This is a genomic window from Fulvivirga sedimenti (assembly GCF_020328055.1).
Genome location: NZ_JAIXNE010000006.1, coordinates 130,049 through 151,641 on the forward strand (window position 1 = coordinate 130,049; position 21,593 = coordinate 151,641).

The window sequence follows — 21,593 nt, forward strand, 5'->3', positions numbered from 1 at the left end:
CTATTTTAACACATTTTAACATTCTTTAACCCCGCATTAACTACCTGCCCGTTACAGGTCCCGTATATTTGAATGAAACATAAATGAAACCCAATGAAATCAACTAACATCCTTGTGATCACTCTCTTTTTATTCTTCGGCGCTGCATGTGAAAGCTTTGCCCAGGACGAAAAACCAGTACGAATTAAAATTATGAAGGACGTAGACGGTGAAATGAAAGTCTTCGAGAAATCATATTCCTCGAAGGAAGAAATGGCGAATGATCCCGAGTTTAAAAAGTTTCAGGAAGAAACCGGTGATTCCAATATTTTTATAATGCCAAAAAAAGGAAACTTCACATGGTCCACCGACAGCTCAACGAATAAATTCATAGTTATTGGTCGTGAGGCTCATTCAGATGGAGACCATGATATCGTCATTTCTGAGGATCATGTAATTCAACTGGGTGATGGTAAGTCAAATACCTTTGTATTCAAAGGATCTGGTGAGGAAACTAGCGAGGCTGATGTATTCTTTTTTAAAGGGGACTCTTCCAAAGCTTCCTATGAATTTAAGAGCATCGACGGACCAAAAAAATGGGTGGTCAGAAGTTCTGATGCGCCCATGGTTACCCTGAGAAAGATTCACGCGGGACGAAATATCTCTATCAATGATCCTTCAGACAATGAGATTCGCTCTGCCGGACTGTCTGCTGGTAAGGCACTCAAGCCAGAATCCATTGAATATATTCTCGACGCAGCACAGGGAACACTAACCGTACGAATGGAAGCCGCAAAGGGATCGCTCCATGTTTCAATTGCCAATTCAGATGGCAACAGGATCTACGCTGAGGAGTTGAACAATTTCGATGGAGCGTATAGTAAGACAATCAACTTATCAGGTCAGGAGGCAGGTACATATTTTCTTGAAATCCGACAGGGTCAAAAAGCACTGTTCAAAAAGATCATGATTGATTAATTCATATTCAAATGTATCTCCTGAGACCGCTTTAAAAGAGCGGTCTTTTTTTATATGCATTCGTCAGTTTTCACTTTGGCAGATCCCTGTCAAATAATTCTTTTTCCATTTTATTTGTCTAATTTTACTCAATAAACGGCACGCTATAAGAATAATGGAGTTAAAGAATAATAGTTACCTGATACAGGGACTGGACGTCCTGAAAATTGCTAAAGAATTCGGGACCCCCGTTTACGTATATGATGCGGAGAAGATCACTCAACAATTACAAACGCTCAAAAATGCTTTTTCGAATCAACGCGTAAAGATCAAGTTTGCTGCCAAGGCGTTAACAAACATCAACATTCTGAAACTTATTAGGGAACAGGGTGCCGGTGTTGATGTGGTATCTATTCAGGAAGCACATCTTGCTATTAAGGCAGGGTTCAAGCCTGAGGAAATCCTCTTTACTCCGAACTGCGTCTCCTTTGATGAAATACTGGAAGGTGTCGAGTTGGGACTGATCATTAATATTGATAATATCAGTATTCTGGAACAGTTCGGTCACCGTTTCCGACACAAGGTTCCTTGCTGTATACGACTCAACCCTCACATCATGGCAGGCGGAAATCACAAGATATCAACCGGTCATGTGGATTCTAAGTTCGGAATTTCCATTTACCAGCTTCCGCACCTGATGCGCGTGATCAAAACCAATGACATCAAGGTTATTGGCTTGCACATGCATACCGGGTCGGATATTCTGGATGCTGAAATTTTCCTGAAGATGGCGGAGATTCTCTACGGTATTGCCATGGAATTCCCGGAGCTTGAATTTATTGACTTCGGCAGTGGCTTCAAGGTAGGGTACAAGGAAAACGATATTGTTACCAATGTTTATGATCTCGGACTTAAGCTGGGTAAATCTTTCGAAAACTTTTGCGAGTCGTACGGACGAAAGCTTGAAATGTGGTTTGAGCCCGGTAAATATGTGGTGAGCGATGCGGGTATACTGCTCGTACGGGTGAATGTAATTAAAACTACCCCGGCAACTGTTTTCGTGGGTGTTAATTCAGGCATGAATCATCTGCTCAGGCCAATGATGTACGACGCTTATCATAATATTATCAATGTTTCAAACCCAAAAGGCATCCAGCGTGTTTACTCTGTAGTGGGATATATATGTGAGACCGATACTTTCGGTTGGGATCGGAAAATCCACGAGGTGCGGGAAGGAGACATTCTTGCTATCCGTAATGCCGGAGCATATGGTTTTAGTATGTCCTCAAATTACAATTCCCGATTCAGGCCTGCAGAAGTGCTCGTCTACAAGGGTAAGGCTCACCTGATTCGTGAACGGGAGACCATGGAAGATCTTCTGGCGCGCCAGGTGGAAATAGAGTTGAACTAAATCAAATGATAGCTGCAGACCAGATAAAATCAGCAATATTGGCAATGGGAAAAAGGAAAGGTCTTAATTCACCGTTTCCACTTTCCGATGTGGCTAAAGAACTCGACCCTGTGAACTGGGAAGAGCTCATGGAGCCTGTAAACCTCGTTGCTGAGGTACTGATCATGCAGGGTTATATCAAAAAGGAGGGTGACTTTATCGCACTGATGGTGGGCAAGGAAAAGTACCCCTAATAATCTCTTTTGATCAGTCGTTCAGCAAACTGGCGAAGAGATGCCTTTCGAGGCATGGGCGCATCGATATGCCGAAGCCGTGTCAGGGCCTGCTCAAAATATCTTTCAATCTTCTCCTGCGTATTTTCCCGAATTCCCAGCTCATCATAAATTCCCCGGATTGCGGCCACTTTTTCCTGCTCATCAAAGGATTTCTTCGAAAGCCATGATTTAATTTCTTTTAGTTGTTTCGGGTTGGCAAGTTCAAGTGATTTTATAAGCAGATAGGTTTTCTTATTGGAAATGATATCACCACCAACCTGTTTACCAACCTTGTTGCTGTCGCCATAAACATCGAGCAGATCATCCTTCAGCTGAAAGCCAATACCGGCAAGTGTCCCGAATTCACGCAGCGCCCGTTTATCAGAATCCAGGGCTCCTGACAGGATCGCTCCTAGCTCAAGGCTATAACCCAGCAACACAGCTGTTTTCAGCCTGATCATATTAATATATTCTTCCTCCTGAACGTTATCCCTTGTTTCAAAAAGCATATCAAGCTGCTGACCCTCACAAACTTCAGCCGCACACTTATTGAATGCTCCAATCGTTTCGCTAAGGTATTCAGTAGGCGTATTCAGCAGCAAGTCATACGCGCGCACAAGCATTACGTCACCACTCAAAATTGCCGTTGGTGCATTCCACTTCTCATGAACCGTAGGTTTACCGCGACGAAGCGGAGCTTCATCCATAATATCATCATGCATAAGCGTGAAATTATGGAACACCTCCACAGCCAGTGCCTGTTTTACAACGCTCTCCGCATCATCCCTGAAGAGCGAATATGACATCAGTGTGAGCAGCGGACGAAGTCTTTTCCCGCCAAGGGACATGATATACTCAATCGGTTCATATAGCTCGGCAGGCTCGGCTCCATAGGAGGTTTCAGCGAGTGTATCCTGAATGAGCTTTAAAAATTTTTCTGTTTTCCTGGACATAGGTTCTGATTAAATCGTCATTTCAGAAGGATCGGCGAACTCGAGGTCGATAGTCCTTCGGTCGATATCCGTGTTTTTTACGCGTACGTAAACTTCATCTCCCAACGTGAACATCCGCTTATTCTTACGGCCAATGATACGATAATTCTTTTCATCAAATTCATAGAAATCATCGCGCATATCTACCATTCTCACCATTCCTTCACACTTGGTTTCTACGATCTCAATGTAAATTCCCCATTCCGTCACACCACTGATAATGCCATTAAATACCTTATCACCAACGGACTCCATAAATTCCACCTGCTTGTATTTGATCGATGCGCGTTCGGCATCAGATGCACGTTTTTCCCGCTCAGAAGAATGAACACACTTCTTTTCTGTCTCTTCCGCCTCCGCAGATTTACCCCCATCCAGATAGTGTTGCAACAGACGGTGAACCATCATATCAGGATATCTCCGAATCGGTGATGTGAAGTGTGTGTAATGCTCAAAGGCCAGTCCGAAATGCCCCATCTCCTTGGTAGTATATTTCGCTTTGGCCATGGCCCTGATGGCGAGTTGCTGCAATACATTCTCCTCGGGCTTACCTTCAATTTCGGCAAGCAGCGAATTTATTGAATTGGATATGGCCGCATCATCTGTTTTAAGCTGATGGCCAAATTTCCTGGCAAATAATGCGAAGGAATTAATCTTTTCAGGGTCCGGGAAATCATGTGTACGATACACAAAGGTATTTTTGTCCTTACCCTTTTTCATTTTATAAACAAAGGTCGCCACCTGACGATTGGCCAGAAGCATAAATTCCTCGATCAGCTTATGCGCATCCTTACGTACCTTGGGTATTACCCCAAGTGGCTTCCCTTTCTCATCCAGCTTAAATTTCACCTCGGTGGATTCAAAATTCACAGCGCCATGTTTGAAGCGGCGATCCCGTAATTTCTTTGCCAGTGTATTAAGTAATACGAGTTCCTGGGAAAGGTCTCCAACCCCGGTTTCTATCACTGCCTGTGCATCTTCATACGTAAAGCGGCGATCGCTGTGTATGACTGTTCTGCCAAACCATTCACTCAACACATCCGCCTTGTCATTCATCCGGAAAATCGCTGCGAAGGTGAGCTTATCTTCCCGGGGCCTCAAAGAACACAATTCATTTGAAAGTCTTTCAGGCAGCATGGGAACAGTCCGGTCTACCAGGTACACAGAAGTAGCGCGGTCAAATGCCTCTTTCTCAAGTGCCGTATTGGGTTGTACATAGTGCGTTACATCCGCGATGTGTACGCCTATCTCATATGTTCCATCCTCCAGAACCTGGAAAGAAATGGCATCATCAAAGTCTTTTGCATCTTCGGGATCGATAGTGAAAGTAAGGATATCCCTGTAGTCTTTTCTTTGACTGATGTCTTTCGCTGTGATCTTTCCCTGGATACTGTCAGAGGCCTGAATCACATGTTCAGGGAATTCAAAGGGAAGATCGAATTCAGCCATGATCGAATGAATTTCCGCATCATTATCACCGGCTTTACCCAGTATACGGATCACCTTGCCTTCAGGGCTCCGGTCGGGTGCCGGCCATTGGGTAATTGATACAATTACCTTGTCGTTATGCGCGGCTTTATCTGCAGCGTCAAGTGGAATAAATATATCCTGATGGAGCTTCCGGTTATCGGGAATAACGAACGCGTAACGCGTTGAAAATTCTATTCTCCCAACAATCGTATCGCGTGTCCGCTCGACAATTTCCATTACGCGACCTTCCGGCCGCTGCCCTGGCCTGCCCGGCTGAACACTTATCCGGACAATATCACCATCCATGGCAAATTTGAGATCGGTTGTCTTAACATAAACATCCTGATCTCCCTCAGTGGGTATTACATAAGCAAAACGCGCGTTCACGTGATCTACGCGACCTACCATGAATTCAGGTTCACGAATACTTTTATATCCGCCGTTCGACAGTTTAGCGATTTTACCTTCCCGTTCCAGTTGTGCGAGCACTACAGGAATCTCCCGGTTATAGTCTTTTCTTCTGAAGCCAAGTTTTTTGGTAACCTGCGCAGATGTATATGCCTTGTGAATATGGTGATTCAGAAGAGACATGATCTTACCCCGAAGTTTCTCCTGAATATTCTCTCCCTTACCCCCTTTTAATTTTTTTCTTTTCTTGCTCATAATTTCAGTAAAGTTAGAGAAGCAAACACAGGATATGAACACATTGCCCATTTATTGATTCAATCCGCATAAACAACATCAAAAGTAAGGTCATGTTGTTCGGTCAGATGAAGGTAAACCCTTGCTACCACTTCCACATCGTTCAGACAGTACCTCGTGATACTTTCAAGGTCGCCCTCTTCATAATACGCCTTTCCTACCTTACTTCCGTCCAACTCAGATTTGCTCGTATCAATTTCAAACAGCGCCGCCAGCAAATCAAGTGACGTATAGTGCTTGTAATCACCAAATTTCCACATCTCCATTGTATCCAGGTGCTGCACTTCCCAGGGCTTCTTTCCTGCAAGTTTCAACACATCAGGCAAGGCAATCCCGTTGATCAGCATCCTTCTCGAGAGGTAGGGAAAATCAAATTCCTTACCATTATGGGCGCATAATTGGAGTTTTTCCGAATCAAACCGCAGTAAAATATTGCGGAAATTCTGCAATAACTCTTTTTCATTTTCTCCCGATAGTGCCTTAAGCCTGAAAATTAGCCCGTCCGGACTTTTTGTGAAAAAACCAAGACCTATTACGATGATCTTCCCGAACTCAGCGTAAATACCCGCCCGTTCCGGATAAAGCTCTTCGGCAGATTTTTCCTCCAAACGTTGATGATAGTTTGACTTGCGAGTCCATTCTTTTTGCAATCGCTCATCCATTTCATCCATTCGGCGAAAACTACTCACAGTCTCAATATCCAGAAATAAAATATCATGTAAAGGATACCTGCTCATGAGTGTAGTACTCCCTCGGTTTCAATCATATCAATGTAGAGCAAGTTTCCTTCCTGAATGGTATCCGGCAAAAAAATGTATTTCTTGTCGAATACTTTTCCATCATGATAATAACTCACCCAGTATTCATTATTTAAATGAAAAACATCGGGGTGAATCGGTTCAATTTTAGCTGAAGTTTGCGGACCGATCTCCTCGAAATAATGACGCAAAACGGATGTCTTTTGAGGCTCTCCCTCCTTTTCTCCGTAGCCTTTTGATGAAACCAGTACATTGCTGATCAGATGATCGTTCTGATTCAGTAAATAAACCTGCCATTCGGCCTGGTTCAATTCATTTATATGGCGCCCGATAGCAACGCGCACATTGGTGACTTGTGGTATATCAATGTCTTCCTTCATTGGGATATCGTTTCAATCTGTTCAATATCGCGCCGGTCCATTCCAAAAATCCTGACAAGATGATCCTTCAGCCTTTCTGATACCTCCTTCAGATCAACAGGCCGTCCAAGTTCCTGCTGCATGGATGTAACCCCTTTATCATCAATTCCACAGGGAATAATATTGTTGAAATAGGAAAGATCGGTATTTACATTGAAAGCAAACCCATGCATTGTCACCCAACGGCTTGATTTTACACCTAATGCACAAATCTTTCTGGGGTCTTTACTCTCAGAATCAACCCACACCCCGGTAAGTCCTTCAATTCTGCCTGTTTGAATTCCATACTCATCCAGTGTTGACATTACCGCTTCCTCCAGAAAACGGAGATATTTATGGATATCTGTAAAAAAATTCTCAAGATCCAGGATGGGATAACCTACGATCTGCCCCGGGCCATGATAGGTAATATCTCCCCCCCGGTTGATACGATAGTATGTCGCCCCAATTTCCTCAAGACGTGAAGCATCCGCCAGGAGGTTTGATTCTTCCCCGCTCTTTCCAAGTGTATACACATGTGGATGCTCACAAAACAGCATATAATTTTGGGTTGTCTGTTGTTCAGAAACCGGCTTTTTCCGGTTTTCAATTTTGGTTGATACAATCCCGTCGAATAGCCGGGTTTGAAAATCCCAGCATTCTTTATAATCTGTCCGTCCCAGATCCAAAAATTGTACTGTCCTATTGATTAGCTGATTCACGATTTCTTCTTATAGCAAAGGTAGCAAGAAATGAATAAAAGATACGGTATGGGTAAGCGTGGGGAAGACATGGCCATGGCTTATTTCAAACGGAACAAATTCCAGGTCCTTGAAAGGAATTTCAGGTTCGGCAGAGCTGAAATTGATCTGATTGTTCGCAAAGATCAGCTGATGGTTTTCGCTGAAGTAAAAACAAGATCTTCGCTGCATTTCGGTTTCCCCGAAACAATGATTTCCGATGGGCAAATAGAGCGGATTCTGACTGCCGCAGAGGCCTATCTACTCCAAAAGGACTGGCGGGGGATGGTTCGCTTCGATATAATATCTGTAGTAATCCAGGGGCCCAACACCCAGTTATGTCATTTCAGAGACGCATTCTACTGAACTTTATTGTCTTCGTAAACCACCTTCCCGCGAGGATCCCACTCTTTAACAATGTACGGCCGGAATTCGTCTTCAAAAGGGTCCTTATCATAACGAACGATTTTCTTGCGAAAACCGGAGGGGTAATATTCGGTCCACTCACCAACAGGATGGTCCCAGTGATATTCACCACGAACCGCCACTTTACCGTTGGGATAGAAGTAATAATAATTACCCTCTTTCTCCCCGTATTCAATCGGGATGATTTCCTTCATCTTCCTGCGTTCACTGTCATAGTAGCTCACCTGGGATTCCCTTGGCCATCCCTGGTAGTATTTCTCCTTGTCGATGAGAACGTTCTGCTTATTGTAACTTACCCATCTTCCATGCTTGGTGCCCATATAAAAGATGCCTTCCTCAATTACCTGTTCATCTTTTACCTTTTTATACGGACCATGAAGAATTGCACCGTCTCCGGGCTCTATTTCCCCTCCACTCTTGATCTTGTTGACCTTGTAATCCAGCCAGTAAATATCACGTACATAGGGGTCAGGAAGTTTGAACTCCTTGAGGACATAAAAAAGCTCATAGGTATCGCCGTCACGGGTAAATTTCTTCTTGGTTTTCATCCCGTAAAAAACCTTTTTCTTCCGCTTCTTCTCCGGGACCTCAATAAAACCATCATCCTTTTTTTCCTCATCCGTAGAGAGGTTAACCGTAGCCGGCGGATTTATAGAAAAATACTCATCCTTACTGGATGGGTCCCTGCCATCGCTCTGAGCAAATGCATTCGCCGTGCAAAAAATAAAAATAATAGCAACGAATCTCTTCATGACGTCAAGATAACGTTTTCTTCAATTTTTTAGTATTAAAAAGGCCATCCGGTAATGGATGGCCTGTACTTTTCAGAGTATTAACACTATTGCTCCGACGCAAGTTCCACGCTTCGCTGAATAAACCGGGTGAGATCATTGCCCGTGAGCATATTCTGCGAAAGCATTGCCAGGTCATATGCCTGCTTTGCCAGCTGGTGCTTTTTCTCTGCTTTTTTAGATCGCAGAATTTTACCGATCAGCGGATGGTTCCCATTCACAGTCAGCTCAAACTGATCCGGCATATTGCCCATCATGGCGAATCCTCCACCACCGGTACGTGCCATATCCTTCATGCGCCGCATGAATTCATTCATGGTTATAGTAACCGGAAGGTCTTCGGGCGACAACGATTCAACAGAAATAGTCATCTGCTGATTCTTCACCGCTTCTTCAAAGATGGTCTTTACCTTGTCCTTTTCATCATCTGAAAGAACACTTTCCAGGTTTTCATCCTTATCGATCAGTTTATCAATGGTATCAGCATCTACTCGCTTGAGTTGTGTTTTTTCCAGTTTTTGCTCGAGGAAATTCACATAGTGCTGATCAATAACAGAATCCATTAAAAGAACATCGTAATCCCGCTTTTTAGCATTCGAAATAAATGTATCCTGCTTGCCGGGATCTGTTGTATACAGATAAATGACCTGCTCGTCCTTGTCGGTTTGCAACGGTGCTACCTTCTCGCGATATTCATCCAGAGTGAAATACTTGTCATCCGTACTTTTGAAAAGTGCAAAGTCCTTTGCCTTTTCATAAAATTTATCCTCACTAAGCATTCCGTACTTCACGAAGATTCCAATGTCATCCCACTTCGACTCGTAAGACGCCCGGTCGTTCCTGAATAACTCTCCAAGTTTGTCGGCGACTTTCTTGGTTATGTGCGCATTGATCTTTTTAACGTTACTGTCAGACTGCAAATAACTCCGCGACACATTCAGGGGAATATCCGGTGAGTCGATCACCCCGTGCAAGAGCATCAGGAACTCAGGAACCACATCCTTTACTTCATCTGTGATGAACACCTGACGTGAATAAAGCTGAATCTTGTTTTTCTGAACCTCGAAATCATTCTTCACTCTGGGGAAGTACAAAATACCGGTGAGATTGAAGGGATAATCGACGTTCAGGTGAATCCAGAATAACGGTTCTTCAGACATTGGATATAGAGTCCTGTAAAACTCCAGGTAGTCTTCATCCTTCAGTTCCGAGGGAGATTTTGTCCATAACGGTTCCGTGTCATTAATGATTCGCGGACTGGTTACGGTTTTGTATTTGGGTTTTCCCTCTTCGTCTTTTCCATCCTCCACGCGCTCTTCCGTGGTTCCAAACTGAATGGGTACAGGAAGGAAGCGGCAATATTTGTCGAGGATGCCTTTGATCCGCCATTCGTCCAGGAATTCTACAGAGTCCTCGGCGATGTGAAGAATAATATCCGTGCCGCGGCTTTCCTTTTCTGTTGGCATGATCTCGAATTCAGTGGTTCCATCACAAACCCATTTTGCCGGTGACGCGCCTTCCTGGTAGGATTTTGTGATGATCTCTACTTTCGAAGCCACCATAAATGCCGAATAGAATCCAAGACCAAACTTTCCGATTATGTCCTTAATATCATCTTTACCCTTGAATTTCTCGACAAATTCGGTCGCCCCAGAAAATGCGATCTGGTTGATATACTTCTTGATCTCGTCGGCCGTCATGCCGATACCATGATCACTGATGGTGATGGTTTTTTTGTCCTTGTCGAAGCTCACATGGATAGTAAGGTCACCCTCCTCATCCTTGTTTTCGCCCATAAGGGTGAGCCGCTTTAGCTTCTGGGTAGCATCCACGGCGTTGGATATCAGTTCACGTAAAAAAATCTCGTGATCTGAGTATAAAAATTTCTTGATTATCGGAAAAATGTTTTCCGTATGAATCGAAATAGTACCTTTCTCTTGCATAGTCATCTTTGCTTTAATTCCGCAAAGGGATTTTCAAATTCCATTCCAGAAAGGTGTCCCGTGACATATTGACATAATATGCCTGTGAATGCTGTCAATTATGTCAGCTTATCGGATCCTGTCGACCGATCGAACCAGTTTTTCATCTTTTCGGATGAAACGGTTCGCGAGCAGGTTACAGATCATGGCAGCAACCGGAAGGTAGAGTGATATACCATATTGTGAAGTCTGAACAGCATAGGTTTCAGTGAGGCTGTTGCTGAAAAGCACCATTGAAACGATCGTTGCGGCCATAAACAGTGAATTGAGCGCCCCCAGTTTGATCTGCAACAACCGGTTTCGGTACCTGAATATCTCGATCATGGCGAGGGTTGCCGAGGCAATAGACAGGACAGCAATTATAAGATATGGATTCGAAACGAACTCGGTCTCCTCACCGGCAATAATCTCCAGGTAGAACGAGGTAAGGTTAACAATCCCTTCATCAGAGGTGCCGGTCCATACATTGAAAAACAAAACCCCTGTCATAAAGAGGACAATGAGAAAGAGAAATACGGTTTGGATTCTTTGTAACATATCCCTATTGCTTTAATTTGCATGCAAAGTAAACCAAATTTTGGGAATGTCATGAGTTCATCTGCAGCCTATATTATCGATATTGTACGTACACCTGTTGGAAAGTTTGGAGGAACCCTTGCGGGAGTTAGACCGGATGACCTCGCAGCTGATGTTATTCGCGCTCTTTTGCGTCGTAATCAGGATCTTGATCCGGGGGTCATAGAAGATGTTATTCTGGGTGCTGCAAACCAGGCCGGTGAAGACAATCGCAACGTAGCGCGCATGGCACTGCTCATGGCAGGTGTACCTATTGAGGCGGGAGGTGTCACCGTAAACCGTTTATGCGCATCGGGTCTACAATCGATTATGGATGCTTCCAGGGCGATCATGCTGGGGGAAGGCGAAGCTTATGTTGCCGGAGGTGTTGAAAGTATGTCACGGGCTCCGTATGTACTTGGAAAAGCTGAATATGGTTATGACCGTGGACAGCAGCTTTACGATACCAGCATCGGATGGCGCTTCATCAACCCGAAACTTGCAGAAAAGTATTATCCCTTTGCAATGGGAGAAACGGCAGAAAACGTGGCTTCATCCTGGAAGATTTCGCGGGAAGAACAGGATATCTTTGCACATGGATCGCAGGAAAAGTATGAGGCCGCTCATAATGCCGGAAAATTCAAAGATGAAATTACTCCGGTGGAAATACCCCGACGCAAACAGGATCCTATAATATTTAACAAGGATGAGCATCCGCGCCTTTCTTCGGTGGAAGTTTTAGGCGGACTGAAACCCGCTTTCCGTGACGGTGGTTCAGTAACAGCGGGTAATTCGTCGGGAATCAATGACGGAGCAGCCGCTTCGCTAATCGTACATGAAAGTCTTCTCAAACAGCTTTCGGCCAGTCCGAAAGTCCGCATCGTAAGCATGGCCATTGCAGGGGTAAATCCCGACTGCATGGGTATCGGACCGGTTCCTGCGACAAGGAAAGCACTCAAACGTGCCGGGCTCAAGTTATCAGACATTGGGCTGGTTGAACTGAATGAGGCCTTCGCAGCACAATCTATCGCGTGTATCCGGGATCTTGACCTTGATCCGGAAATTGTAAATGTAAATGGTGGTTCGATCGCGATCGGGCACCCACTGGGCGCAAGCGGAACACGGATCTCAGCAACCCTGATTCACGAAATGCAAAAGAGGCCCAATGTGAAATACGGTCTGGCCACGATGTGTGTGGGGGTAGGACAGGGAGCCGCCATTATTTATGAAAATCTGGCATAAAGGGTGCAAGCGTTTCCCGGTAAACCCCAATAAATTCATCAAGCCGCTTTAACCGGTATTGCATGATCCAGCGGGGATGCGGTAATGGGCGGATTTCCTTAAACAGGTTATGGCGCCGGTTAAATTCTTTCAGGAACTTAATATTCTTTCCCATCCCCAGGCTGAAGGCAATTTCATTGCCGCCAAAATCTAATTGCTTTCGCATTTCACCGGCCATATATTCCTCAAGTGCCTCCTCGAGAGCCTTGTCATCGTAATAATTCAGGTTTTTCCCATCCCTGACAAAACCGAGAGGGCAAACGGAAGTAAAGTAAAATGAATCATAGAATTTCTCGGGCCCGCCCAGCGCATCAATCATCTGATAAACAAACCTGGAAGAAAGTTCATGACGCTTATCAAGGGTATTCGGGATTTGAAGCTTCTCCTCAAGTATTTTTGGATCGGTAAAGGGAATACCGGTTGATCCACCTCCAAATCTCCCGGGGTTAATCCCAATCAGAAAAGTGCGTGGTCGTTTGTCATTAAAATAGCGCATATAAAACGACCTCGTAAGGTCTGCTACTTCTGTCGAATCAAAGGGATATAAAACCTCGACTCCTGTCGGCAGGTCTTGTGGAACATTAATCTGCTGGTAGTACTTAAAAATCTTTTCGCCGAATGTCATCACTTCAAGTTGCTTATTTTCAATTAAATACAAAATGTCTTCAATTCTTACATGGCGTGTTACTATTGGAATAAGGCATGCATTAACTCAAAACAACGCAGAATTCTGCACATACAAAATTTAAAAATTATGAAACGATTCAACTATTTTTTAATTCTCCTTGGCCTGTCGGTCATTGGTTTTACTTCCTGCAGTGAGTCTGAAAGTGAAGAACTGATTGTAGATGTAAACGAACGAATTGTTGGTAAGTGGGTGGTAGACTCTCAAACACTTTTTGATGTGAGCGTTCCGGGCGACGGTTCATGGTTAACTTTCGAAGGTTGCGCAACCGGTGACTGTACCGGAATCGATTATATGGCGTCCGACGAAACAAGTGGCACATTCAACTATACTTTCGGAACTGACAATACCACGCTGATCATCGAGGATAATGATTCTCAGCAGGGGGGAAGTTACTCCGGAGAATGGACCATTGAGCAATTCACGAATAACAAACTCGTGATTTCAATTGATACCGGATTATTTGGAGTTACTACCATTACTCTGACTAAATAGACACGATCTGTAAGCTGAAACCGGCCAGGGGTGATCATTAGATCTGCTTTTGGCCGGTTTTTTTATATATCATTTCCACCAATGATCCGGCCGTCCTCCATTTCGAGAATCCGGTCTGTTTTTTTGGCAAAATCAATGTCGTGTGTCACGACCAACAGGGAAAGATGGCCCTTATCACATAATTCCCTGAATATATTGAAGACATTTTCACTATTCCTGCTGTCCAGGTTTCCAGTGGGTTCATCTCCCATGATAATATCAGGGTCATTGATGAGTGCGCGAGCAATGGCAACACGCTGTTTTTGTCCGCCTGAAATACGATGGGCCAGTTTATGCGCCTGATCTCCAATATCCAGCAACTCGAGTTTTTTCATTGCATCTTCTTTTACCTGCGAAGCCGGTTTACGTCCCAGTTTAAGTGCGGGCAGCATGACGTTTTGCAATACGGTAAACTCAGGCAACAGATAATGAAACTGGAAAACAAAGCCGATGTGCACGTTTCTTACTCTCGCCAGTTCTTTCTGATCCTGCCCGGAGAGCAGATTTCCGCCAAGATACAGTTCGCCGGTATAGTCGGAATCCATGGTGGACAGAATATAAAGCAATGTTGATTTCCCACAGCCCGATTTGCCCATAATTGAAACAAACTCACCTTTTTTAATTCGGAACGAAATATCACGGAGAACATGATAATCTACGGGGTCATAGAAATGTTTGTTAATATTCTTTGCTTCAATTACGTAGCTCATTGGCCTCGGATAATTTCAACAGGATCAATTTTTTCGGCTCTTCGGGCCGGCAGATAACCCGCAAAAAATGTGGCTGTTAACGCGAAGATGACCCCAATCAAATAGAAAACAGGATTAAAATTCACGGGAAAGGTATCTACTGTTGGCAGGGCCTGGGTTTCAAACGGGGTGTGATCAATAGCCACGGCAATGAGATGCCCAAATACAAGACCTAAAAACCCTCCTGCAAGACCGATGAGCATTGCCTGGCTCATAAAAATCAGCTTTACATCACGTCCTGAAAATCCGGTTGCCTTCAGAATAGCGATGTCGTTCATTTTTTCATATATCACCATATTCAGAATATTATAAATCCCGAATCCTGCGACAATGAGCAACGTTACAGACACGGCATAGGTTATAATGTTCCGGATGGAAGTACCTGTTTCAAACTGTGCATTTGCCGTATTAATATCGATCGCGGTAACATTAAACATGCTCTCAAGCTGCTTTGAAAAAGAGGGTGACAATTCGATATCCGTCAATTTAATATTGATGTCTGTTATGTAATTAGTACCCTCGCCCTGGATACGCTGTGCTGATTTAATGGAAATGTAGCTCTGCACATTATCAATTTCGGCCAGTCCGCTCTGGTAAATCCCCACAATCTTTAATGGAAAAATCTCACTGTTGGCCGACATAACCTGTACGCGGTCACCTATATTGACGGATAATTTTGAAGCCGCACCGGCACCCAGAATGATGCCATTGTCAATCCGGTCAAGCGCAAAAGGATCCCCGTTAACAATATATTGATCGATATTGAACAGGGAGATTTCATCCCCGATATTAACGCCGTTGAGAACGCCATTCAGCTGAATGGATCCGGCGATGTAGAATCCATTGATCTGTACCTGCGGGGTTGCACCCAGTACTTTTTTATGCTCACGAAGATATGTGATTATGGGCAGGGCATTGTGAATTCGCTCCTGGCTGAGCCTTGGTTTAACAGAATGAACCACATTCCAGCTGTCACTGAATCCCTCATAAAGATCAACCGGTTGGCGTTCGCTGGGTGCCAGTTCGTTGTAAAGATGAACATGGGGTGTCCTGTCAAGAATCAATCCGTCGAGCAGGTTATTCAGCCCTGTCATGAAGCTTACCAAAATAATAAATGTGGAGATACCGAAAGTTACTCCGAGTGCAGCGATACTGGTCTGCTTCAGGCGTGAAAGCAAATGCGTTTTGGAAATCGAAAGAATAACCTTCCAGTTTGTCATTCGGGTTTGTAGATCAAGGTTTCAGAATTGATCCCTTCCAGTATCTCAACCCTGTCAAGACTTCGAAGGCCTGTTGTCACGGGTATCTCACCACTATCAGTTAATACCGTTGAATTTTCCGAAAGATAATCTAACGGAATAGTAAGCGCTGCTTCTTTTTGGTCGATAACGATATTGGCTTCGCCGGACAATCCGGCATATAAAACAGCGGGAGCATCCTTTTCAAATTGTGCTTCCACCTTAAAGGTTTGATTCCGCTCGTTCTTCTGTGGGTATATTTTTATAACCTTCGCCTGAAATACTGCGTTGTCAAATGCTTCCAGTGAGATGAGCACTTCCTGGCCTGATCGAATACGTGCAATATCACGTTCATCAATTAGCATTTCGATCATAAATCGTGAAGCGCTGCCAATCATCGCTACAGGCTCCTGCATTGATACTGTTTCACCCGGTTCTTTTTGAAGAGCGTACACCTTACCATCAATCTTGCTCCTTACCGTGTAATCGCCGGTGTTCACCCTGGCAACCTCATAATTGTTCATGGCCTGCTGATACCGGATTTCAAGGTCTTGCCGCAGCCTTCGATAGGCCACTTTCAGATTGGTCAGCTGATTCGAGGATAACTGGTAGGCAAGTTTTCTTCTTTCAAATTCTGTCTGTGTACCGATCTTTTGTTCCCACAACCGCCGTTGACGCTCAAAGTTCAGGCTGTCATCGCGCTGCTGCAACCGCATGGTCTCAATCTGGTTTTCCAGATCGGCCAGGGCATTGTTGCGGCCCTGTAAATCATCCCGTGCCTGCTCCAGAGCCAGTCGGGCATTCGCCAGGTTTAGTTCAGGGGCGTCGTTCCTGATTTTAACGAGGGGATCATCAACCCTTACCAGGTCGCCTTCTTCCACCAGATTCTGCTCAACTATTCCCGAAACAACAGCATAGGCCTGGTACATGCTGTCTGGCTGAATGGTTAAGGATGCGTATACCGATTCTGTGATGGCCACTTTTTCCGGCTTGATTCCCGAATTATCTGTACCGCAGGAAGCCATCAAAAGAACCGGCAGAAGAATCATAATCCTCAATAATGTCATGTCTTTTATCTTATCAGGTTTAATTTACACAATCCCCCTGAAAAGTACGGACTGACTCCCTCTGAAAGGTAAATTGATCCTATCTCTTTTGGTCTTTCATTTCACTGCGCCGCATCGGCATCGAATCGATGAGTGAAAACAACTCGCTGGCAGACACCGGTTCATTCTTTTTCAGCTTAACTCCTCCGTCTTTCCCTAATAAAAGAATGGTAAAATCGGTATTCACAGATGCATACTTTTGAAACAACTGCATACGGTCGGAGACAGGAATCTCCGCGGAATGATTGGTTAATACAATCAGGTCACGCTCCTCCATCTCCTTTTTTTCCATACCGAAAATCTTCATTTGGGTTTTGAAATTTTTATTATCGGGAGAATCTGCCAGCAGAATGATCACCCTTTTGCTCCAAATGAACTGCTTCTCATAGGATTGTGAAAAAGACATATGCCCCAAGTTAAAACTGAAAATGAGTACTATTAATATTTTTATTCCCTTCATCCCTCTGATGTCGTTAAATACCTGGCTTTTTATCCCCCGGTTTGCGGTAACCCGATCCGGGGGTTCCTCCATTCAGCACGCAAAACTCTCCACTAATCATAAAAAACGGTCTGAAAGTAACCCCAGGGGGGCTTTCACTCGTCTATAGAGTAGGTCAACAAACTTAAAATATCAACATCATGAAAACTCTAACAACACTGGTCGCTCTGACCTTAATCGGAGCATCTTCATTCGCTTTCGCAGGAGACAATGACAAAGTTAAAAAAGAAAAGCCCGCCCCTACGGCTGAAACCAAGATGGCGGTAATGAAAATTTCTCCCGCCAACTACAAGATGTTCTATGTTTCAGAACAAGAAGGAAAAGTAAAAGTTCGACTCTATAACGAAGAGGGCGTACGGATTTACAGCAAAAAAGTTAATTCTGAGGATGGTTTCGCACTGCCTTATAACTTTAAGAACCTGGAAGCTGGCACATATACATTTGAAGTGATCAATTCAGATGGCAGTATTCTTCGCCAGGCCGTAGATCATTCTCAAATTGTAGAAACCATCGAATTGCAATCACTTGAAGCGAATGTTCAACGAATTGAAGGTTCAAAGAAATTCCAGCTATTGGTTATGAAGCCTAATCAGCAGGAAGTAGAAATAAAAATCAGAAATGAAAAAGGTCTGGTTCTTCATGAAGAGCGTGTGAATTTCGAGCGCGGCTTCAAAAGGGTCTATGACCTGAGCAGTCTTCAGGGTGAAAACTTCACATTTGAGGTGATCAACGGAGATGAACTCAAAGAACTGACTACAATATAAAGACGCTTTGTTTAGGTTGAAAAGGGCTATCCATGGGGAACCAGGGTAGCTTTTTTATTTTAACCTGGATACAAACTCCCACATTACTACTCCAGCACTCACCGCAACGTTCAACGAGTGTTTGGTTCCAAACTGAGGTATTTCTATACATACATCTGCCTCTGCAACAATTTCTTCAGCCACACCAAAAACTTCATTCCCAAAGACCAGCGCATACTTTTGATTTGGTTCCGGCATAAATTCCTGAAGCTCTGTTACGGGCTCTGTTTGTTCAATGGCAATGATCTTATATCCTTCTGCACGCAATTCACGTACAGCGTCGACACTCTTTTCCACATAGGTCCAGTCGACCGATTCCGTTGCGCCAAGAGCTGTTTTTTGAATTTCCCTGTGGGGCGGACAGGCAGTAATCCCCGTGAGGATGATGCGTTCAATTAAAAAAGCATCCGCTGAACGAAATATAGATCCCACATTGTGCATACTCCGGACATTATCCAAAACTACTGCAATGGGTTGTTTTTCAGATTTTCTGAATTCACCAACTGACTTTCTCCCCAGTTCATCATTAGACAGCTTACGTACCATCCGACAAAAATGCATAAAAAAGTATGTGGGATGGTATTTTCCGCCAGAGTATTTACCTTGATTATCCTTTCAAAAAAAAGAATATTTGTAGCTTAGACCATGCCTAAAACTGCTGCCCCAAAGGAAACCCCGTTAATGAAACAGTACAATGCCATCAAGGCAAAGTACCCGGGCGCACTTTTGCTTTTTCGGGTAGGGGATTTTTACGAAACCTTCGGAGAAGACGCCATCAGGGCATCTGAAATACTTGATATTGTATTAACCAAACGGTCAAACGGTTCAGCCTCCGAAGTAGAACTTGCAGGGTTTCCGCACCATGCCCTTGATAACTATCTGCCGCGGCTGGTACGTGCCGGAAACAGGGTTGCGATATGTGATCAGCTGGAGGATCCAAAATCTGTAAAAGGTATCGTGAAACGAGGAGTTACAGAACTCGTAACCCCCGGATTGTCATTCAACGATAATGTACTCGACCGGAAACGGAATAATTTTCTGGCATCCATTCACTACGAAAATGATAATTCCTTAGGGATCGCATTTCTGGATCTATCTACCGGTCAGTTTATGACATCCCAGGGTCATGCCGCGTATATTTCAAAACTAATTCAGGGCTTTCAGCCGGCTGAAGTTATCTTCTGTAAGCGTCAGAAGACTGAGATCAGTCGGTTCATCCCCGATAATGGTGCTCGTTACATGCTGGATGAATGGGTATTCAGTGAAGATTTTGCCAATGAAAAATTGCTGCAGCAATTCAGAACAAGTTCTTTAAAAGGATTCGGTATCGACCGGATGAAAAACGGCATTATTGCTGCCGGTGCTATCCTGCATTACCTTGATGAAACTGAACATCGGGAAACAGCCCATATTTCCTCCATCGGGCGCCTGGATGAAGATAAGCATGTCTGGCTTGATAAGTTCACCATACGAAACCTTGAACTGGTATACCCCCAGCAGGAAGGGGGTGTGGCTCTTATTCAAATTCTGGATAAAACCACAACTCCGATGGGTTCAAGGCTTCTTCGCCAGTGGCTGGTACTGCCCTTACGTGATCCGGAAAAAATCAGGGACAGGCATGAGATCGTTTCGTCCCTCGTAAAGGATGGGAATTTGCTAACCGATCTGGAAAGCCATCTGAAAAAAATCGGAGATCTGGAACGGCTGATCAGTAAAGTTGCCACACGGAGGATCAATCCACGGGAGCTTTCACAGCTTCGTAAATCGATGCTCATATTACCCAGTATAGCAGAACTTCTGGCTGCTCAGGGCGATCCGGGCCTGAATGAAATCGCCATCAAACTGGACCCGTGTATCGAATTGATCGAGCGCCTGCAAAAAGAGTTAAAGGAGGAGGTGCCGATGGTTACGCATCAGGGAAATATCATCTGTGACGGTGTGGATGAAACTCTTGATGAACTTCGTGCCATTGCGTTTTCGGGTAAGGATTACCTGGTTCAGATACAACAGCGGGAATGTGAGCGGACGGGAATTCCTTCGCTTAAAATCGCTTATAATAAAGTATTCGGGTATTACCTGGAGGTGAGTAATACACATAAAAACAAAGTTCCTCAGGAGTGGATCCGGAAGCAGACGTTGGTAAATGCGGAACGTTACATTACCGAAGAATTGAAGGTATATGAGGAGAAAATCCTGAACGCTGAAGAAAAACTCGTGGCAATCGAACAGGATCTCTTTAGCCGAATGGTGGAATTCGCCGGAGATTTCACCCACAGAATTCAGCAGAACGCGCGTGCAATTGCCAGGCTTGACTGCCTGATGTCATTCGCACGGGTTGCTCTTCAGAACCGATATGTTTGTCCTCAGGTAAATGATTCACTCACAATCGACATCAGGCAGGGGCGGCACGCAGTGATCGAAAAACAGCTCCCTCCCGGGGAACCCTATGTACCCAATGATGTATATCTGGATAATGACCATCAGCAAATCATGGTGATCACCGGTCCGAATATGGCAGGTAAATCCGCCTTACTTCGTCAGACTGCACTGATCGTCCTCATGGCACAGATGGGTTCTTTTGTGCCGGCAGAAAGTGCGGCTATTGGTATAATCGACAAGGTATTCACACGTGTCGGGGCATCAGATAACCTGGCGAAGGGCGAATCAACTTTCATGGTTGAAATGACAGAAACCGCCAGCATTCTGAATAACCTTAATAACCGCAGTCTTGTCCTGATGGATGAGATTGGCCGTGGCACCAGCACCTATGACGGGGTTTCGATTGCCTGGAGTATTCTTGAATTCCTTCATAATCATCCTGATCATCGCCCAAAAACACTTTTCGCGACACACTATCATGAATTGAATCAGCTGTCGGAAGATTTTGTCAGGATTCACAACTTCAATGTGTCTGTAAAGGAAGCGGGAGATAAGATCCTTTTCATGCGAACCCTGAAAGAAGGGGGTAGCGAGCACAGCTTTGGTATCCATGTAGCGCAACTGGCCGGGATGCCTAATAAAGTTGTGATCCGTGCCAATGAAATCCTGCATTTTCTGGAGAAGGATAAACGAAAGAACGACACCTCCAAAAAACTTTCAGAGGTTCCAAAAGCAAATTATCAATTGAACTTATTTGAGGCGGATCCGCGTTTCAAGAATGTTGAAGAATTGTTAAATGCCCTAGACATCAATACGATCTCACCTGTTGAAGCGTTACTGAAACTAAATGAAATAAAAACAGTTCTACAGAATAAGTCTTAACTTTGCGCCAATCAGGGTGAAA

At 44.3% G+C, this 21,593-nt stretch carries 22 protein-coding genes; 8 read left to right on the forward strand and 14 right to left on the reverse strand.

Annotation, left to right across the window (positions count from 1 at the left end):
* Positions 1–93: 93 nt before the first annotated feature.
* The 3 genes from LDX50_RS26550 (at position 94) to LDX50_RS26560 (ending at position 2,580) form a co-directional block, all read left to right on the forward strand.
* The gene (locus tag LDX50_RS26550) at positions 94–957 is read left to right on the forward strand and encodes a T9SS type A sorting domain-containing protein (protein ID WP_225699318.1); all 864 of its coding nucleotides are present in this window, start codon (positions 94–96) and stop codon (positions 955–957) included.
* Between the two features lie 154 nt (positions 958–1,111).
* The gene (gene lysA, locus LDX50_RS26555) at positions 1,112–2,347 is read left to right on the forward strand and encodes a diaminopimelate decarboxylase (RefSeq protein ID WP_225699319.1); all 1,236 of its coding nucleotides are present in this window, start codon (positions 1,112–1,114) and stop codon (positions 2,345–2,347) included.
* 44 nt (positions 2,348–2,391) lie between these two features.
* Positions 2,392–2,580: a hypothetical protein gene (locus tag LDX50_RS26560; protein ID WP_225699320.1), complete on the forward strand. Its 189-nt coding sequence runs from the start codon at positions 2,392–2,394 to the stop codon at positions 2,578–2,580.
* On the opposite strand, the gene LDX50_RS26565 is transcribed toward LDX50_RS26560, so the two are convergent.
* Genes LDX50_RS26565 through lipB form a run of 5 tightly spaced genes read right to left on the reverse strand, consistent with a single transcriptional unit; the run spans position 2,577 to position 7,643 of the window.
* The gene (locus tag LDX50_RS26565; protein WP_225699321.1) at positions 2,577–3,554 is read right to left on the reverse strand and encodes a polyprenyl synthetase family protein; all 978 of its coding nucleotides are present in this window, start codon (positions 3,552–3,554) and stop codon (positions 2,577–2,579) included. The genes LDX50_RS26560 and LDX50_RS26565 overlap by 4 nt on opposite strands.
* A 9-nt stretch (positions 3,555–3,563) precedes the next feature.
* A complete protein-coding gene (gene rnr, locus LDX50_RS26570) occupies positions 3,564–5,726 on the reverse strand; it encodes a ribonuclease R (protein WP_225699322.1) in 2,163 nt (720 codons plus the stop codon).
* A 59-nt stretch (positions 5,727–5,785) separates the two neighbouring features.
* The gene (locus LDX50_RS26575; protein WP_225699323.1) at positions 5,786–6,502 is read right to left on the reverse strand and encodes a 3'-5' exonuclease; all 717 of its coding nucleotides are present in this window, start codon (positions 6,500–6,502) and stop codon (positions 5,786–5,788) included.
* Complete coding sequence (locus LDX50_RS26580; protein WP_225699324.1) at positions 6,499–6,903, reverse strand: hypothetical protein; 405 nt, start codon at positions 6,901–6,903, stop codon at positions 6,499–6,501. Before LDX50_RS26580 ends, LDX50_RS26575 begins: the two co-directional genes overlap by 4 nt.
* Positions 6,900–7,643, reverse strand: a complete 744-nt coding sequence (lipB, locus tag LDX50_RS26585) for a lipoyl(octanoyl) transferase LipB (RefSeq protein WP_225699325.1) — start codon at positions 7,641–7,643, stop codon at positions 6,900–6,902. Before lipB ends, LDX50_RS26580 begins: the two co-directional genes overlap by 4 nt.
* Before the next feature lie 30 nt (positions 7,644–7,673).
* On the opposite strand from lipB, the gene LDX50_RS26590 reads away from it, so the two are divergent.
* Positions 7,674–8,027, forward strand: a complete 354-nt coding sequence (locus LDX50_RS26590; protein ID WP_225699326.1) for a YraN family protein — start codon at positions 7,674–7,676, stop codon at positions 8,025–8,027.
* Here LDX50_RS26590 and LDX50_RS26595 read toward each other — a convergent pair.
* The 3 genes from LDX50_RS26595 to LDX50_RS26605 all read right to left on the reverse strand — a co-directional run bounded on the left by LDX50_RS26595 (position 8,021) and on the right by LDX50_RS26605 (position 11,397).
* Positions 8,021–8,839, reverse strand: coding sequence for a toxin-antitoxin system YwqK family antitoxin (locus LDX50_RS26595; RefSeq protein ID WP_225699327.1), 819 nt, complete (start codon positions 8,837–8,839; stop codon positions 8,021–8,023). The two genes, LDX50_RS26590 and LDX50_RS26595, sit on opposite strands and share 7 nt — an antisense overlap.
* A gap of 86 nt (positions 8,840–8,925) precedes the next feature.
* Positions 8,926–10,821, reverse strand: coding sequence for a molecular chaperone HtpG (htpG, locus tag LDX50_RS26600; protein WP_225699328.1), 1,896 nt, complete (start codon positions 10,819–10,821; stop codon positions 8,926–8,928).
* A gap of 108 nt (positions 10,822–10,929) precedes the next feature.
* Positions 10,930–11,397, reverse strand: a complete 468-nt coding sequence (locus LDX50_RS26605; RefSeq protein WP_225699329.1) for a DUF4293 domain-containing protein — start codon at positions 11,395–11,397, stop codon at positions 10,930–10,932.
* A gap of 51 nt (positions 11,398–11,448) precedes the next feature.
* On the opposite strand from LDX50_RS26605, the gene LDX50_RS26610 reads away from it, so the two are divergent.
* On the forward strand, positions 11,449–12,657 hold the full coding sequence (locus tag LDX50_RS26610) for a thiolase family protein (RefSeq protein ID WP_225699330.1): 1,209 nt from the start codon (positions 11,449–11,451) through the stop codon (positions 12,655–12,657).
* Here LDX50_RS26610 and LDX50_RS26615 read toward each other — a convergent pair.
* The gene (locus LDX50_RS26615) at positions 12,635–13,354 is read right to left on the reverse strand and encodes a uracil-DNA glycosylase family protein (protein ID WP_225699331.1); all 720 of its coding nucleotides are present in this window, start codon (positions 13,352–13,354) and stop codon (positions 12,635–12,637) included. The genes LDX50_RS26610 and LDX50_RS26615 overlap by 23 nt on opposite strands.
* A 96-nt stretch (positions 13,355–13,450) precedes the next feature.
* Here LDX50_RS26615 and LDX50_RS26620 point away from each other — a divergent pair, with 96 nt between their 5' ends.
* A complete protein-coding gene (locus LDX50_RS26620) occupies positions 13,451–13,876 on the forward strand; it encodes a hypothetical protein (protein ID WP_225699332.1) in 426 nt (141 codons plus the stop codon).
* A gap of 62 nt (positions 13,877–13,938) precedes the next feature.
* Here the strand turns inward: LDX50_RS26620 and LDX50_RS26625 are convergent, their stop codons facing one another.
* The 4 genes from LDX50_RS26625 to LDX50_RS26640 form a co-directional block, all read right to left on the reverse strand.
* The gene (locus LDX50_RS26625) at positions 13,939–14,625 is read right to left on the reverse strand and encodes an ABC transporter ATP-binding protein (protein WP_225699333.1); all 687 of its coding nucleotides are present in this window, start codon (positions 14,623–14,625) and stop codon (positions 13,939–13,941) included.
* Complete coding sequence (locus LDX50_RS26630) at positions 14,622–15,884, reverse strand: ABC transporter permease (protein ID WP_225699334.1); 1,263 nt, start codon at positions 15,882–15,884, stop codon at positions 14,622–14,624. Before LDX50_RS26630 ends, LDX50_RS26625 begins: the two co-directional genes overlap by 4 nt.
* On the reverse strand, positions 15,881–16,969 hold the full coding sequence (locus tag LDX50_RS26635; protein ID WP_225699335.1) for an efflux RND transporter periplasmic adaptor subunit: 1,089 nt from the start codon (positions 16,967–16,969) through the stop codon (positions 15,881–15,883). Before LDX50_RS26635 ends, LDX50_RS26630 begins: the two co-directional genes overlap by 4 nt.
* A gap of 79 nt (positions 16,970–17,048) precedes the next feature.
* Positions 17,049–17,414 (reverse strand): DUF4174 domain-containing protein, encoded by a 366-nt coding sequence (locus LDX50_RS26640; protein ID WP_225699336.1) that lies wholly within the window; start codon positions 17,412–17,414, stop codon positions 17,049–17,051.
* Between the two features lie 233 nt (positions 17,415–17,647).
* Here LDX50_RS26640 and LDX50_RS26645 point away from each other — a divergent pair, with 233 nt between their 5' ends.
* Positions 17,648–18,271, forward strand: coding sequence for a hypothetical protein (locus LDX50_RS26645; RefSeq protein ID WP_225699337.1), 624 nt, complete (start codon positions 17,648–17,650; stop codon positions 18,269–18,271).
* A 54-nt stretch (positions 18,272–18,325) separates the two neighbouring features.
* Here LDX50_RS26645 and LDX50_RS26650 read toward each other — a convergent pair whose 3' ends face one another.
* Entirely contained in the window at positions 18,326–18,856 is a 531-nt protein-coding gene (locus tag LDX50_RS26650) for an RNA methyltransferase (RefSeq protein ID WP_225699338.1), read from the reverse strand.
* A gap of 99 nt (positions 18,857–18,955) precedes the next feature.
* Between LDX50_RS26650 and mutS the strand changes: the two genes are divergently transcribed.
* Positions 18,956–21,571: a DNA mismatch repair protein MutS gene (gene mutS, locus LDX50_RS26655; protein ID WP_225699339.1), complete on the forward strand. Its 2,616-nt coding sequence runs from the start codon at positions 18,956–18,958 to the stop codon at positions 21,569–21,571.
* Positions 21,572–21,593 lie beyond the last annotated feature (22 nt).